The sequence below is a fragment of the Synechococcus sp. A18-25c genome (assembly GCF_014280035.1).
Taxonomy (GTDB): domain Bacteria; phylum Cyanobacteriota; class Cyanobacteriia; order PCC-6307; family Cyanobiaceae; genus Synechococcus_C.
On record NZ_CP047957.1, the window covers coordinates 519,289 to 533,465 of the forward strand.

The window sequence follows — 14,177 nt, forward strand, 5'->3', positions numbered from 1 at the left end:
CGCAAATCATTTTGAGGAAGTGAAAGCTTCTAAGAGGAAATGATCTACAACGGAGAGTTTGATCCTGGCTCAGGATGAACGCTGGCGGCGTGCTTAACACATGCAAGTCGAACGAACCTTCGGGTTAGTGGCGGACGGGTGAGTAACGCGTGGGAATCTGCCCTCAGGAGGGGGATAACGGCTGGAAACGGCCGCTAATACCCCATATGCCGAGAGGTGAAATGAATTTCGCCTGAGGATGAGCCCGCGTCTGATTAGCTAGTTGGTGAGGTAAGAGCTCACCAAGGCATCGATCAGTAGCTGGTCTGAGAGGATGATCAGCCACACTGGGACTGAGACACGGCCCAGACTCCTACGGGAGGCAGCAGTGGGGAATTTTCCGCAATGGGCGAAAGCCTGACGGAGCAACGCCGCGTGAGGGATGAAGGCCTCTGGGCTGTAAACCTCTTTTCTCAAGGAAGAAGATCTGACGGTACTTGAGGAATAAGCCACGGCTAATTCCGTGCCAGCAGCCGCGGTAATACGGGAGTGGCAAGCGTTATCCGGAATTATTGGGCGTAAAGCGTCCGCAGGCGGCCCTTCAAGTCTGCTGTTAAAACGTGGAGCTTAACTCCATCATGGCAGTGGAAACTGTTGGGCTTGAGTGTGGTAGGGGCAGAGGGAATTCCCGGTGTAGCGGTGAAATGCGTAGATATCGGGAAGAACACCAGTGGCGAAGGCGCTCTGCTGGGCCATAACTGACGCTCATGGACGAAAGCCAGGGGAGCGAAAGGGATTAGATACCCCTGTAGTCCTGGCCGTAAACGATGAACACTAGGTGTCGGGGGAATCGACCCCCTCGGTGTCGTAGCCAACGCGTTAAGTGTTCCGCCTGGGGAGTACGCACGCAAGTGTGAAACTCAAAGGAATTGACGGGGGCCCGCACAAGCGGTGGAGTATGTGGTTTAATTCGATGCAACGCGAAGAACCTTACCAGGGTTTGACATCCTGCGAATCTCTTGGAAACGAGAGAGTGCCTTCGGGAACGCAGTGACAGGTGGTGCATGGCTGTCGTCAGCTCGTGTCGTGAGATGTTGGGTTAAGTCCCGCAACGAGCGCAACCCACGTCTTTAGTTGCCAGCATTTAGTTGGGCACTCTAGAGAGACCGCCGGTGATAAACCGGAGGAAGGTGTGGATGACGTCAAGTCATCATGCCCCTTACATCCTGGGCTACACACGTACTACAATGCTACGGACAAAGAGCAGCAAGTTCGCGAGGACAAGCAAATCTCATAAACCGTGGCTCAGTTCAGATCGTAGGCTGCAACTCGCCTACGTGAAGGAGGAATCGCTAGTAATCGCAGGTCAGCATACTGCGGTGAATACGTTCCCGGGCCTTGTACACACCGCCCGTCACACCATGGAAGTTGGCCACGCCCGAAGCCGTTACTCCAACCCTTGTGGAGGAGGACGTCGAAGGTGGGGCTGATGACTGGGGTGAAGTCGTAACAAGGTAGCCGTACCGGAAGGTGCGGCTGGATCACCTCCTAACAGGGAGACAACACAATGATTTTGATGCCTGAGTACTTTTATTCTTAGGCCGAAATCCTGTCACCTTAGGTCGATCGGTACCTCAGCATTAAGAGCAGTGATTGATGAGTAATCATCAAGAGACTGAAGGAGATGTTCAGTTCCTAAACTTTGTCTAGGTCACACCCCACAAGGGTTGAGTCTTCCTGGGCCATTAGCTCAGGTGGTTAGAGCGCACCCCTGATAAGGGTGAGGTCCCTGGTTCAAGTCCAGGATGGCCCATTCGGTGTTGGGGGTTTAGCTCAGTTGGTAGAGCGCCTGCTTTGCAAGCAGGATGTCAGGAGTTCGAGTCTCCTAACCTCCACTGACCGAACTTAATCTCCATCTTCTGAACAGTGGAAGGTGAACTCGTAGGTGTGTGATTTAGATGTGTCCGCTGGCATGAACTCAGCTTCCTGTCATTCCAAATGATGAGTGTTTGCTTTGAATTTGGTTGATAAGATGCTGGGCTCGAACTGAGCGATCAGTTTGATGTCTAGCAGAACCTTGACAACTGCATAGGTGAGTCTGGAAAGAATAAAGCATCTCTCATGGATGCATCATTCTTTGATGAATGATGTCAATTCTTGAGCAAGAGCCGAGACTCCATCACGTTCTTCTGATTGTGTCGAGCAATCAGGAGTTTGATTATTGATTTAGTAATAAATCAGTGAGAATCCGTTTCAACGACGGCAAGCGTGTTGGAGATTATATGGTCAAGCTACAAAGGGCTCACGGTGGATACCTTGGCACACAGAGGCGATGAAGGACGTGGTTACCTGCGATAAGTCTCGGGGAGCTGGAAACACGCTTTGATCCGGGAATTTCCGAATGGGGCAACCCTTAATACGGCCAGCTGAATCCATAGGCTGGTGCGAGCCAACCCAGCGAACTGAAACATCTTAGTAGCTGGAGGAAAGGAAAGTAAAAACGACTCCCTAAGTAGCGGCGAGCGAACGGGGAAGAGCCTAAACCGATAGTTTCGACTATCGGGGTTGTGGGACAGCAATGTGGAAAAGGAATGTTAGTGGAAGTGTTTGAAAGACACGCCACAGAGGGTGAAAGCCCCGTACACGAAAACTGAACTGACCTAGCTGTATCCCGAGTAGCACGGAGCACGTGAAATTCCGTGTGAATCTGCGAGGACCACCTCGTAAGGCTAAGTACTCCTGTGTGACCGATAGCGAAACAGTACCGCGAGGGAAAGGTGAAAAGAACCCCGGGAGGGGAGTGAAATAGAACATGAAACCGTGAGCTTACAAGCAATGGGAGCCCTACTCATAGGGTGACCGTGTGCCTGTTGAAGAATGAGCCGGCGACTTATAGGCACTGGCGGGTTAAACCGGAAATGGTGGAGCCATAGCGAAAGCGAGTCTGAATAGGGCGTTTGTCAGTGTTTATAGACCCGAACCCGGGTGATCTAACCATGGCCAGGATGAAGCTTGGGTGATACCAAGTGGAGGTCCGAACCGACTGATGTTGAAAAATCAGCGGATGAGCTGTGGTTAGGGGTGAAATGCCAATCGAACCCGGAGCTAGCTGGTTCTCCCCGAAATACGTTGAGGCGTAGCGTCTCGTGCTCCAGCAGGGGGGTAAAGCCACCATTTCGGTGCGGGCTGCGAGAGCGGTACCAAATCGAGATGAACTCTGAATACCCTGTGTGTAGCGAGGCAGTCAGACTGTGGGGGATAAGCTCCATGGTCGAGAGGGAAACAGCCCAGACCGCCAGCTAAGGTCCCCAAATCAACACTAAGTGATAAAGGAGGTGGGATTGCCCAGACAACCAGGAGGTTTGCCTAGAAGCAGCCATCCTCAAAGGAGTGCGTAATAGCTCACTGGTCGAGCGATCCTGCGCCGAAAATGAACGGGGCTAAGTGTTGTACCGAAGCTGCGGATTTATGGTAGGGGAGCGTTCTATGTGGGGCGAAGCGTTAGCGTGAGCGGGCGTGGACTGCATAGAAGTGAGAATGTCGGCTTGAGTAGCGAAAACATGGGTGAGAATCCCATGCACCGAAACCCTAAGGGTTCCTCCGGCAGGCTCGTCCGCGGAGGGTTAGTCTGGACCTAAGGCGAGGCCGAAAGGCGTAGTCGATGGATAACAGGTCAACATTCCTGTACCGGTTATGTTTTGGGAAGAGGGACGGAGAAGGCTAGCCAAGCCAGATGTTGGTTACTGGTTCAAGCGTTCAAGGCGTTGAGGAGCGGCGAAAACGTTCCGAGCTGAGGCGTGAGTACGAGCTGCTACGGCAGCGAAGTTGGTGATGTCAAGCTTCCAAGAAAAGCTCTATACCCGTTAAGGCATAACTGCCAGTACCCGAAACCGACACAGGTGGGGTGGTAGAGAATACCGAGGTGCGCGAGGTAACTCTCTCTAAGGAACTCGGCAAAATGGCCCCGTAACTTCGGGAGAAGGGGTGCCACCGCAAGGTGGTCGCAGTGAAGAGGCCCTGGCGACTGTTTACCAAAAACACAGGTCTCCGCTAAGTCGCAAGACGATGTATGGGGGCTGACGCCTGCCCAGTGCCGGAAGGTTAAGGAAGCCGGTCAGCGTAAGCGAAGCTGGCGACTGAAGCCCCGGTGAACGGCGGCCGTAACTATAACGGTCCTAAGGTAGCGAAATTCCTTGTCGGGTAAGTTCCGACCCGCACGAAAGGCGTAACGATCAGGGCGCTGTCTCGGAGAGAGGCTCGGCGAAATAGAATTGTCTGTGAAGATGCGGACTACATACACCCGGACAGAAAGACCCTATGAAGCTTTACTGTAGCTTGGTATTGTGCCCGGGCTCTGAATGCGCAGGATAGGTGGGAGACGTTGATCTCGTGCTTGTGGGTACGAGGGAGTCAATGGTGAGATACCACTCTTTCAGAGCTAGGGTTCTAACGTTCACCCGTTATCCGGGGAGCGGACAGTATCAGGTGGGCAGTTTGACTGGGGCGGTCGCCTCCTAAAAGGTAACGGAGGCGCGCAAAGGTTTCCTCAGGCTGGTTGGAAATCAGCCGACGAGTGCAAAAGCAGAAGGAAGCTTGACTGTGAGACCTACAAGTCGAACAGGGACGAAAGTCGGCTTTAGTGATCCGACGGTTCTGAGTGGAAGGGCCGTCGCTCAACGGATAAAAGTTACTCTAGGGATAACAGGCTGATCTCCCCCAAGAGTTCACATCGACGGGGAGGTTTGGCACCTCGATGTCGGCTCATCGCAACCTGGGGCTGAAGTCGGTCCCAAGGGTTGGGCTGTTCGCCCATTAAAGCGGTACGCGAGCTGGGTTCAGAACGTCGTGAGACAGTTCGGTCCATATCCGGTGTATGCGTAGGAATATTGAGAGGATTTCTCCCTAGTACGAGAGGACCGGGAGGAACGCACCTCTGGTGTACCAGTTATCGTGCCAACGGTAAACGCTGGGTAGCCATGTGCGGAGTGGATAACCGCTGAAAGCATCTAAGTGGGAAGCCCACCTCAAGATGAGTATTCCCATGGGGTAACCCAGTAAGGTCACGGGAAGAACACCCGTTGATAGGCTCTACGTGGAAGTCCAGCAATGGATGCAGCGGAGGAGTACTAATAGACCGAGGGCTTGACCATTCATTTGGCTCTTGTCTGAGGCAAGTTTTATTCAATCGAGACCATCATCTGAAGCGAAAGTGGAGGGTGATGACCTATGCAGTTCTCAGGGTTCAACCTTGGGAATGTTTTCTATCCTGGTGTCCATGGCGCTGTGGTCCCACTCCGATCCATCTCGAACTCGGTTGTGAAACGCAGCAGCGGCGACGATATTTGGGGGGTAGCCCCCTGAGAAAATAGCTCGATGCCAGGTAAAACATTCTGATCACGGACGTGATCCAAAGAAAGCCATCCCGCTGTGGGGTGGCTTTTTTTGTGCCTCAACGCGCTAGTTTGAGTTGAGGTTTCTAGGTTTGAGCGAATTCATGCCTAAAAAAAGGCTACTGATTCGTCGATTCGTTCGATCTCTTTGGAAGGCTTATCTCCGGTGGGCTGATGCTGACTGTGTGGATCTCAGTGCGGCGTTTGCGTATTACACCTTGCAGTCGATTTTTCCGATCCTTCTGATTACGTTATCTGTGGCATCTTGGCTGCTTGGTCGCCAGCAGAATTTGGATGATCAAATTATTAGTTATGCCAGTGGTTTGTTGCCTCCTACGGCCGTCTCTATCGTGAAACAAACTACGGAGAAGTTGGTGCAGCAAGGCTTCGGAGCTGGATTGCTTGGCGCCGGTGTGCTGCTTGTGACAGCTGGTAATGCTTATCTCACGTTGCAACGCGGGGCTGATCGTTTGTGGAGTGATGTGCTGCAACCTCTTCCCAATGCGTTGCCACTCGGTGCACAGGCTTATCAATTCGTACGCGTCAGAATCGAAGCTTTTTTTGTCGTCATCCTGGTTGGAGTGCTTGTTGTTATTGATCAGATCAGCGCCAATCTGCGGATGTTGCCTGCAGCACTGATGACTGAGCTAGGGCAATCTTTGCCTTGGCTCGGAGATCTGCTTTCGGACATTCCTGTGCTCCAGTTTGGTCGCCTATTGATTCCTTTTGTGGGTTTTTCGGCGATGGCATTGCTTTTGCAATTTCTTTTGCCAAGTCGACGTGTGCCCTTCTCTCCACTGATTCCTGGTTCGTTGTTGATTGGCTTTCTTTTGACAATGTTGAATCTGGCTGTCAGCCGAAGCATTTTGTCGCTGGGTGCTCGATTTCAAGCGTATGGAGTGATTGGAGGTGTACTGGTTTTGACCTTGTGGGTCTGGATGGTTGGCGTTGTGATTTATTTCGGACAGTGTTGGAGTGTTGAGTTGGCCAACATGCGAAAGAATAAGGACGGTGATCCGCTCCTCAAGCTCAGCCAAAACTGACGTCAATCGATGATCATGTCACCAAGCCTTTGAAGGAGTGAATTGGCATGGGTCGCGTGTCTCCGCTGATTTGGCTGCTCGCTTTGCTGTTGTTGTTGCCCACAGCCGCTGGTCGCGCGCTGATCGATGTGTTGGGCGGGCTCGCGCTGGTTGTGCTGGCTCTGCCTCTCCTTCTCGGAGGCTTGGGATGGATTGGCTGGAAGTTGATCCAAAGCAGGATGCAGGTTTGCCCTGCCTGCGGCGCGGCAACCTTGCAGCGTTCACCAACTTGCCCCGTCTGTGGCAGCGCCATGCCGATTCCCAACCGTTCAAGTGACGGTGCTGCCAGCGTTGATGCTGTCTCAACACCCGCCAGCTCCGCCACGATCGACATCACAGCTGAAGACGTGGAGTCTTGATGTCGCTCTGTTCAGTTCGCTGTTTCGGCTGCGTCGAGTTCTTGCAGCCGACGTTCACGCAGGTGCAAGAACAAGGGTCCGCCGCAAGCAAATGACACCGTCACACACAAGATCAATGTCATCCACCATCCACGCACTTGAAGACGTCGCCCTTCGACGCCGATCCAAATCGTGAACGCTGATGCTGCAATCAGGAGATCTCGACTCAGGGATCGTGAAGCGGCCGTCAGATTGGCGTCATGGATGAAGCTTGGTAAGTCAAATCCTGGGCTTGCGGCCGCTTGCATGAACTCCAGATTCGCTTGCCAAGGCAAGATCGCTCCCAGCAAAGCAAGAGCGAGATAGCTCCAGGTCAAAGCGCTACGCATCCTGTTGTTGCTCAAGAGGTTGGGTTTCCAACGTATCCGGATTGAGTTCCAAAACGCTTTGCTCCACATCGCTCAACAGGGCTTGGCAGCGTTGCAGATAGATCTCTGCACGCTGATGGCTGCTCTGAAGATCCGACAAGGGTAAGGAGTCGTCTTGAAGTTTCACCAGCAGGAGGTCGAGAGCCTGAAAGGCTTCCTCATAGGTCAGCGCTTGAGCTTCCTTGGTCCATGTGGCGGCCAAGTCGTTGTTGGTGGATTTGGATTTCTTGGGCATCAAACACAACCGTCAGGATGTGGGTAGTTAGAGGTTGCCTCGGTCATAAACGGTGAAGCATTCGCCTTGAGCTTGAAGTCTTAACCGTCGTGACATTGACCTCGAGGAGGCCATCGTGCACCTGAACAATGAGATCGTCCCCTGGGCGCGCATGGCTTGTGGATTGGAGCAACGATCCGTCAGCACGCATTACCTTGGCAAACCCACGGCTCAACCAGCGATCCGGATTTAAGGCGTTTAGCAGTTGCTCTCGCTGTGTCAGCTGTGCGCGCCGCTGGCTCAACAGCGCTTTTGGCTGAAGACTGCTGAGGGTCTGGCTGCGTTGATGGAGTCGCTCCTGTTCGCTTAGTAGACGCCAGCTCTGCTGCTGTCGCAGCCGTAGACGCTGCTGCTGCAAGGTCTGCAGCACCGTGGTTCGGCTGGGGAGAAGACTCACCATCGCGGCGGTTGGCGTGGCCGCACGGTGATCAGCGACGAGGTCGGCCACCGTCAGGTCATCTTCGTGTCCAAGACCGGTCACAACAGGGCATGGACAGTGAGCCAAAGCCCGACACACCTGCTCATCGTCAAACACCATCAGATCCTCTCTGCTGCCTCCACCCCGTGCCAGCACAAGAGCATCCAGCTTCAGCGCTTTGTGGGCCGCTGTGAGTTGATCGATGGCATGGCAGATCGTGTCGGCCACGGCGCCTTGCACTGGAATGGGCACCACCAACAGCTCCGTGAGCGGCCAACGGTCTCTGGCCGTGCGCAACATGTCGGCAAGGGCTGAGCTCGGAACGCTTGTGAGCACGGCGATCCGTTTCGGCTGAGCTGGTAAAAGACGGCTTCGGCTTGGGTCGATCAAGCCTTCCTGCGTCAGCAGTGCTTTGACAGTTTCAAATCGACGTTCAACGGTGCTCAGGCTTGGCCGAATGTCGACGGCTTGGACGGCAAGAGAGGCTCGGGCTGCCCAGAAATTGATTTTGCCGACCACCGTGATTCCCTCACCGTCTGTCGGAACAAAGTCGAGCTGTTTCAGTCGTGAAGACCAGCAAACGACGGTGATCGTGGCGTCTCCATCTGTGAGATTCAGCCAGAGATGCCCTTTTTTGACCTGTGGGCGGGAGGCAGTGCCTTGAACCAGGAACCGTGGTGCGAATCCACGCTCCAGCAAGGCTCCAATGGCTTGATTTAGCTCCTGAACGGAGTAACTAGGAATGGTGTCAGCGATCAAGGCGGCGATACGCGACACCCCAGTAAAGGCAGACCATGCTTGCGATCAGGGATAGAACTTGGCCCCAGCGCTGGTCAAGCTGGGTCATCCCGATGGTCAGGAAGACCAGTGCACTGCTCAGCAGCCTGGCACCATCGCGGCGATTGCCGGCGAAGAAGGGGAGCAAGGACAAAGATCGACTAGGCATACTCTCTCGCAACGACAGGCCACGAAAAAAGCCCCGATGGAATACCACGGGGCTAATTCGATGAGGCATGAGCCCCTAGAGCTTGATGCAATTGAATCAGCCGAGGCCGATCTGAGACAGGATGCCTTGGCCGGTCAGCAGCTCGGTTCCGAGGCCGATGACGAAGCCCAGCATGGCCATGCGGCCGTTCCAGGTTTCAGCGAAGTTGACGAAGCCAAAGCGGGAGGCGTTTTCAGACATGGGTGAAGATCCGTGACTAGTACCAATGTAACAAAGAATGGAGTTTTGTTGCCTGTCGTAATGGCGACATCAGAGAGCTTTTTTAGTCTTAGCGGTCGGGACAGCAGTCATGGGTGATTCTGGCCATGGGTGTTTCGGGTAGCGGCCACGCATTTCCCGGCGAACATCGTTGTAGCTGCCATCCCAGAAACCTCTGAGATCGCGGGTTCGTTGCAGTGGGCGACCAGCCGGTGAGAGGAGCTCCAGGGTGACGGGCAAGTCGCCGTCCAGCAGGACAGGTCCTTCGGCGCAGCCAAACATTTCCTGCAGCTTTACCGCGAGGATCACCTCCTCCTCGCTGTAGTGGAGGGGTGCGTTGCGGCCGCTGGGAATCGTGAGTCGCTCAGGGAGGAGACGATCCAATTCGCGCCGCTCCGGCCAGCTGAGACTTCCCCACAGTGCTTCCTGCAAGGTCGGGCTCTCCAGCTCTGTCCAGCTGGAACAGCTCAGGCTCGCCTCGAGGATCCAGTCCTCAGGAACTTCCTGCAGCCTCTGACGGCTGCGGTTCGGCCACGGCGGTCCAAGACGGCGATGGGCCAACTGCAAGCGACGACGCAGCTGCTCGCAACGGTCATCCCAAGGCAGCAGGTCGAGCCCGCTCTCGCGCAGTCGTGTCAAGAGCACCTCACTCACCAAGTCAGAGGATGGACGTGGAAGTTGTTGTCGCTGCAGCTCAAGCGCCCCCAGGTTCAGCACCCGTTCAGCGCGGATTTTCTGCTGCTTCTCATCCCAGATCACCTGGTCCTTCCACTCGCCAGCTTCCTCGGCCATGGCCTGCAGCGTGGAGCGGCCAAGGGGAACAGCGATCCGAATGCGCGCATCACGGTCCTTGAGGTCGAGTTGGGCGACGGCCAGTGCTGCACAGGTGCTGAGCGGATCGCTCTCCGGCAGCATGGCCCCACGCCCCTGCTGGAGCACAAAGGCACCGACGCGTCCGGGTCGTGCCATGGCCAGCCACTCGGGGAACGCGGTTGCAATCAGCCAGGCCATGGCGAGATCGGTCGGTTCGTCGAGGAGGGTTCCCTCGGTCTCCAAATCCACCTGTTTCAGCTGTCGCTGCCATTGGCGGCTCTGCTGGCGGATGGTGCTGAGTCCATAGGCCCGATGGGGTGTTCGGAGCGACCGGAGGCGCTGGCTGAGGTCGGCGCCAATATTGCGGAACTCTGATGCGTCCCGTTCGCTTAGCAGTGCGGCTAAGTCGCAAGCCAGAGGCTCGACCCCCCAGCGTTTGGCCTGCAGCAGCATCCGTCCGAGGCGTGGGTGCATGCCGAACCCCGCGACGCGCCGACCGTCAGTTGTGATCTGTCCTGCGCTGTTGAGCAGTCCAAGCTGTTTCAGCTGCTGCTGTCCTTCCTCCAACAACGCGCGAGGCGGTGCTTCCAGCCATGGCAGGTCTTCGCCGAGTCCTGCGCCCCACTGAGCGAGGTCGAGAACAGTGGGTTGCGGATCAGCACGCTGCAATTCAGGCCGATCTTGCAACGGACGGCGTTGATGTTCCGCTGCTGACCAGAGCCTCACGCAACGTCCAGGGGCCTGGCGACCTGCACGCCCGCAACGTTGCTCGGCGCTGGCCAAGCTTGCAGGAACCGTGACGAGCCCTTCCATGCCGGTGCCCGGGTCAAAGCGCGTGTGGCGACTCAGGCCTGTGTCAATGACCAGCCGGATGCCATCCAGGGTGAGTGAACTTTCTGCAATCGAGGTCGCCAGCACGATGCGGCCGCTCCAGCATCCATCGCAGGGGCTTAAGACCTCGTTCTGTTGCTTTAGCGGCATCTGGCCATGCAGTGGCCGTATGTCCCAGTTCTTCAGGCTTGGGGCAGTCAGCAACCGCTGCCTGCAGCGTTCAATTTCGCGGATCCCTGGGAGGAATACCAGGACGCCAGGGGGCGAACTGTTGGCACTCCTCTGCTTCTCTAGACCCTGGAGCTCTTCTTCGACTGCACGAAGAACATGCTGTTCCTGGGTCTCCCGCTCTCGTTTCGGACAGTGACGAAGCTCGACGGGGTAGGCGCGGCCTTCGCTGGTCAGGCTCTCCGCATCATCCAGCTGTGAGGCCAGCTCCTGAATCTGCAACGTGGCTGACATCAGCAGCACTTTGAGATCAGGTCGCAGGATGCGCCGGGATTCCCGCAGCAGTGCAAGAGCCACGTCGCTATCACGCCGGCGTTCGTGGAACTCATCGAAAATCACGCAGTCCACGCCAGGTAGGTCCGGTTGAGACTGCAGGCGTCTCAGAAACAGCCCGTCCGTGATCGCTTCAACATGGGTGTAGGCGGATCGTTTCTGCTCATTGCGCACGGAGTAGCCCACCCGATGTCCGAGCGGTTCGCCGATGGACTGGGCCAGCCTCGCTGCAGCAGCGCGTGCTGCGAGCCGGCGAGGTTCGATCAATAAGATGCGCCCTTTCAGGCAGGACGTTGCCCCCAACTCCCCCATTAAGGCGAGAGGCACCCGCGTCGTTTTACCAGCACCCGGTGGTGCCTGAAGGATCAGGGTCCCAGCGTCGAGCAGCCGAGCACAAAGCTCCGGAAGCAACGGATCGATCGGGAAAACACTCAACGTTGACGTTCGGCGTCAGCTGAACAGATTGAGCAATCCCAGCAACAAAATGCTGCTAAGCGCACCCATGGCGGCGAGCAAGCGAACCAAGGGAGCAAACCGGAAACGCAGTGTGGCCATAAAGAAAACCTTAAAGGCCGGAGTGACTTTGTTTTAGCTCTCCTCGCTTGCCGTGCGCCGTATCAGTTCGCACGGCTTCACATCTCCGTCAACACCAGTACAGAACTCAGCGAACGTGCCGGGCACCATCCACTGGGTGGTAGTCCTCACCGGTGAGTTCTTCGTAAACAATGGCCGGGAGTCCTGTCTCGAACATGGTTTGCAGGGCTTCTTTGAGGTATGGATTCCAGCCGCCGGTGCTGACCTGCCCATGACGCACGGTCCAATCCCATGTGCCCTGGAGGTCTCTGGGGATGCGCCCTTCCCGGTCCCGGCGTGCCACCAGATCCAATGATTCCACCAATCCAACTTGAATTGGATCTTTCCCGTAGGCGGGAGTCAGGCTGAGCTCCAGGCGAACGGGGTCTTCTTTGAGTAAGCGCAAGCGGAAGCGAGGAGGCAGTTTCACGGATTTGATCACTGCAGCTACGACCCGTGTTCTTTGATCCACCAGAAGGTTCTCCCTATGAGTCCGTGACGAGCTGACTGACAGCTTCCTTTCCCAACTTATTCACCGGGACGGGTGCTCGACTCACCGCTCTCTTCATCGCCACTGAATCGAACAGTCAGTAGGTCCTCTTCGGTCAGACGTCCATCGCCGTCGAGCAGCTCGGGATGAATGGTCACCTTCCCGGTGCGGTCCTTGCCCGAGTCGGGAGTGCCCAAGGGTTTTCCCGCTGCACTGAAGCCACGTCCCATCACTTGGAAAGCCTGCCAGAGCAACACGATGAAGACCAGGCCGTAAATCAGAGGGAAGAGGCTGCTGAGCATGGAGTGGCTGCGATGGGCTGTCTGGGGTAGACGTTGACAACCACCATCATCACCATGGCGAGGCGGTTTTTGCTGCCTCAGGAGGGGGCAGCGGTTGCATCTGGTCATGGAAAGGTGGGCAATTCACCCTGTGCTGATCAGCAACATCTGCTTACGGTCTGATCCAGGAAGCACGTCGTTGCCCTCGCCATGGTTGTGACATCCCGTCAACTGCCTCAGATCTCCGGTTCAACGTGGTGGCGTTGCCGCACTGCCTTGCCCTTGGTGATGGGACTCACGCTGCTTGCTCCAGATGTGATCGCCTTGCCAGGGCGCAACGTTTTGGCGGCGCCGAGTGAATCTGTGGAACGCATGCCACGTTCCTTCGTGGCCGAAGCCGTCGCCCGCAGTGGTCCCGCTGTGGTCACCTTGGAAACCTCGCGAACGGTGCGCACTGCGGGTGTGTCGGGGCTGCCCCAGGGAATGTTGAAAGATCCGTTTTTTCGGCGGTTTTTCGGACTGCAAGTTCCTCAGGCCTCTCGTTCACGGGTGGAGCGTGGACAAGGCAGTGGTGTGATTTTCGACCGTCAGGGTCTGGTACTAACGAACGCTCATGTGGTGGAAAACACCGATCAGCTGATGGTGGGGCTTCCGGATGGACGCCGCGTGCCTGGTCAGGTGGTGGGGCAGGACTCGGTCACGGATCTGGCAGTCGTCCGGATCAAAGGGCAGGGTGTCTGGCCAACCGCCCCTCTGGGAGATTCCGACAGGCTGCGGGTTGGTGACTGGGCCATCGCTGTCGGCAACCCCTTCGGTTTGGAAAACACCGTGACACTCGGGATTGTCAGCAACCTCAATAGAAATGTGTCCCAGCTTGGAATTCAAGGAAAGCGTCTGGATTTGATTCAGACCGATGCAGCGATTAATCCCGGCAATTCAGGCGGCCCGCTTCTCAATGCGTCCGGTGAAGTGGTGGGGATCAACACCCTGGTGCGCTCAGGGCCCGGTGCAGGTCTGGGATTCGCCATTCCGATTAATCGAGCCCGCACCATTGCGATGCAACTGGTCAATCAGGGACGGGCCAGTCACCCCATGGTCGGGATCGGACTTTCAACGGTTCCTGCCCCAACACCCGGTGAGGCAGTCCCTCCAGGTGCTGTGGTGCGTTCGGTCATGCCCCGTGGGCCGGGAGCCTTGGCTGGGCTTCAAGTGGACGATGTGATCGTGGCAGTGGGCGGCGAGCCGGTGCGAACTCCCGCTGACGTGGTGACCGCCATTGATCGCAGTGGCGTTGGGCAGCCCTTGGTCATCGACATCAGACGTCAGGGACAGAGTTTGCCTTTGACAGTGATCCCCCTGGAAATGCGTGCTCTGCAAGTGCGTTGATCAGGTATTAATTGTCTTCGGATTCACGCAGCTGTTCCACACAGCGTGTGATGCACTCCCCATCATCGAGGGAGCATGTCGTGATGCATTCGAAATAGGTTTCGACGGCATCCCATGTCTGCTCATGGTCTGCGTCGCTTGGCTGAGGCTGGCTGCTGACGTTGATTCTTCCTATGGATGTCATGTTCG

At 56.2% G+C, this 14,177-nt stretch carries 12 protein-coding genes, 2 tRNA genes and 3 rRNA genes; 8 read left to right on the forward strand and 9 right to left on the reverse strand.

Annotation, left to right across the window (positions count from 1 at the left end; genetic code table 11):
- Positions 1 to 46: 46 nt before the first annotated feature.
- The 7 genes from SynA1825c_RS02670 (at position 47) to SynA1825c_RS02700 (ending at position 6,810) form a co-directional block, all read left to right on the forward strand.
- Positions 47 to 1,531: ribosomal RNA gene (locus tag SynA1825c_RS02670) — 16S ribosomal RNA — on the forward strand.
- Between the two features lie 187 nt (positions 1,532 to 1,718).
- Positions 1,719 to 1,792 (forward strand) — tRNA-Ile (locus tag SynA1825c_RS02675).
- Positions 1,793 to 1,801: 9 nt separating this feature from the next.
- A tRNA-Ala gene (locus tag SynA1825c_RS02680) sits at positions 1,802 to 1,874 on the forward strand.
- Positions 1,875 to 2,263: 389 nt separating this feature from the next.
- Positions 2,264 to 5,129 (forward strand): 23S ribosomal RNA (locus SynA1825c_RS02685).
- 115 nt (positions 5,130 to 5,244) lie between these two features.
- Positions 5,245 to 5,361 (forward strand): 5S ribosomal RNA (rrf, locus tag SynA1825c_RS02690).
- Together the 16S, 23S and 5S rRNA genes with 2 tRNA genes alongside form the textbook arrangement of a ribosomal RNA operon.
- Positions 5,362 to 5,473: 112 nt before the next feature.
- Entirely contained in the window at positions 5,474 to 6,412 is a 939-nt protein-coding gene (locus SynA1825c_RS02695; RefSeq protein WP_186470973.1) for a YihY/virulence factor BrkB family protein, read from the forward strand.
- Between the two features lie 47 nt (positions 6,413 to 6,459).
- Positions 6,460 to 6,810 carry a hypothetical protein gene (locus SynA1825c_RS02700; RefSeq protein ID WP_186470169.1) on the forward strand — a complete coding sequence of 117 codons (351 nt, stop codon included), beginning with the start codon at positions 6,460 to 6,462 and terminating at the stop codon, positions 6,808 to 6,810.
- Positions 6,811 to 6,821: 11 nt separating this feature from the next.
- On the opposite strand, the gene SynA1825c_RS02705 is transcribed toward SynA1825c_RS02700, so the two are convergent.
- The 8 genes from SynA1825c_RS02705 to SynA1825c_RS02740 all read right to left on the reverse strand — a co-directional run bounded on the left by SynA1825c_RS02705 (position 6,822) and on the right by SynA1825c_RS02740 (position 12,623).
- Positions 6,822 to 7,178 carry a DUF2834 domain-containing protein gene (locus SynA1825c_RS02705; RefSeq protein ID WP_186470170.1) on the reverse strand — a complete coding sequence of 119 codons (357 nt, stop codon included), beginning with the start codon at positions 7,176 to 7,178 and terminating at the stop codon, positions 6,822 to 6,824.
- Complete coding sequence (gene xseB, locus SynA1825c_RS02710) at positions 7,171 to 7,452, reverse strand: exodeoxyribonuclease VII small subunit (protein ID WP_186470171.1); 282 nt, start codon at positions 7,450 to 7,452, stop codon at positions 7,171 to 7,173. The genes SynA1825c_RS02705 and xseB overlap by 8 nt, the downstream gene beginning before the upstream one ends.
- A gap of 43 nt (positions 7,453 to 7,495) precedes the next feature.
- Positions 7,496 to 8,668, reverse strand: a complete 1,173-nt coding sequence (gene xseA / locus SynA1825c_RS02715; RefSeq protein ID WP_186470974.1) for an exodeoxyribonuclease VII large subunit — start codon at positions 8,666 to 8,668, stop codon at positions 7,496 to 7,498.
- Entirely contained in the window at positions 8,658 to 8,840 is a 183-nt protein-coding gene (locus SynA1825c_RS02720; protein ID WP_255478504.1) for a hypothetical protein, read from the reverse strand. Before SynA1825c_RS02720 ends, xseA begins: the two co-directional genes overlap by 11 nt.
- A gap of 111 nt (positions 8,841 to 8,951) precedes the next feature.
- The gene (locus SynA1825c_RS02725) at positions 8,952 to 9,095 is read right to left on the reverse strand and encodes a chlorophyll a/b-binding protein (RefSeq protein WP_186470173.1); all 144 of its coding nucleotides are present in this window, start codon (positions 9,093 to 9,095) and stop codon (positions 8,952 to 8,954) included.
- Positions 9,096 to 9,164: 69 nt separating this feature from the next.
- Positions 9,165 to 11,693 carry an ATP-dependent helicase HrpB gene (gene hrpB / locus SynA1825c_RS02730; RefSeq protein WP_186470174.1) on the reverse strand — a complete coding sequence of 843 codons (2,529 nt, stop codon included), beginning with the start codon at positions 11,691 to 11,693 and terminating at the stop codon, positions 9,165 to 9,167.
- A 226-nt stretch (positions 11,694 to 11,919) separates the two neighbouring features.
- The gene (locus tag SynA1825c_RS02735; RefSeq protein WP_186470175.1) at positions 11,920 to 12,303 is read right to left on the reverse strand and encodes a hypothetical protein; all 384 of its coding nucleotides are present in this window, start codon (positions 12,301 to 12,303) and stop codon (positions 11,920 to 11,922) included.
- A 56-nt stretch (positions 12,304 to 12,359) separates the two neighbouring features.
- Entirely contained in the window at positions 12,360 to 12,623 is a 264-nt protein-coding gene (locus SynA1825c_RS02740; protein ID WP_186470975.1) for a DUF2973 domain-containing protein, read from the reverse strand.
- A 267-nt stretch (positions 12,624 to 12,890) separates the two neighbouring features.
- Between SynA1825c_RS02740 and SynA1825c_RS02745 the strand changes: the two genes are divergently transcribed.
- Positions 12,891 to 13,988 (forward strand): trypsin-like peptidase domain-containing protein, encoded by a 1,098-nt coding sequence (locus SynA1825c_RS02745; RefSeq protein ID WP_186470976.1) that lies wholly within the window; start codon positions 12,891 to 12,893, stop codon positions 13,986 to 13,988.
- Between the two features lie 7 nt (positions 13,989 to 13,995).
- On the opposite strand, the gene SynA1825c_RS13495 is transcribed toward SynA1825c_RS02745, so the two are convergent.
- Positions 13,996 to 14,172, reverse strand: a complete 177-nt coding sequence (locus tag SynA1825c_RS13495) for a hypothetical protein (RefSeq protein WP_222930021.1) — start codon at positions 14,170 to 14,172, stop codon at positions 13,996 to 13,998.
- Positions 14,173 to 14,177: the final 5 nt, after the last annotated feature.

Excerpts from the sequence above, each read along its gene's own strand:
- SynA1825c_RS02695 (WP_186470973.1), top strand. The coding sequence starts at position 5,474 with ATGCCTAAAAAAAGGCTACTGATTCGTCGATTCGTTCGATCTCTTTGG.
- SynA1825c_RS02700 (WP_186470169.1), top strand. The coding sequence starts at position 6,460 with ATGGGTCGCGTGTCTCCGCTGATTTGGCTGCTCGCTTTGCTGTTGTTG.
- SynA1825c_RS02705 (WP_186470170.1), bottom strand. The coding sequence starts at position 7,178 with ATGCGTAGCGCTTTGACCTGGAGCTATCTCGCTCTTGCTTTGCTGGGA.
- xseB (WP_186470171.1), bottom strand. The coding sequence starts at position 7,452 with ATGCCCAAGAAATCCAAATCCACCAACAACGACTTGGCCGCCACATGG.
- SynA1825c_RS02725 (WP_186470173.1), bottom strand. The coding sequence starts at position 9,095 with ATGTCTGAAAACGCCTCCCGCTTTGGCTTCGTCAACTTCGCTGAAACC.
- SynA1825c_RS02740 (WP_186470975.1), bottom strand. The coding sequence starts at position 12,623 with ATGCTCAGCAGCCTCTTCCCTCTGATTTACGGCCTGGTCTTCATCGTG.
- SynA1825c_RS02745 (WP_186470976.1), top strand. The coding sequence starts at position 12,891 with ATGGGACTCACGCTGCTTGCTCCAGATGTGATCGCCTTGCCAGGGCGC.
- SynA1825c_RS13495 (WP_222930021.1), bottom strand. The coding sequence starts at position 14,172 with ATGACATCCATAGGAAGAATCAACGTCAGCAGCCAGCCTCAGCCAAGC.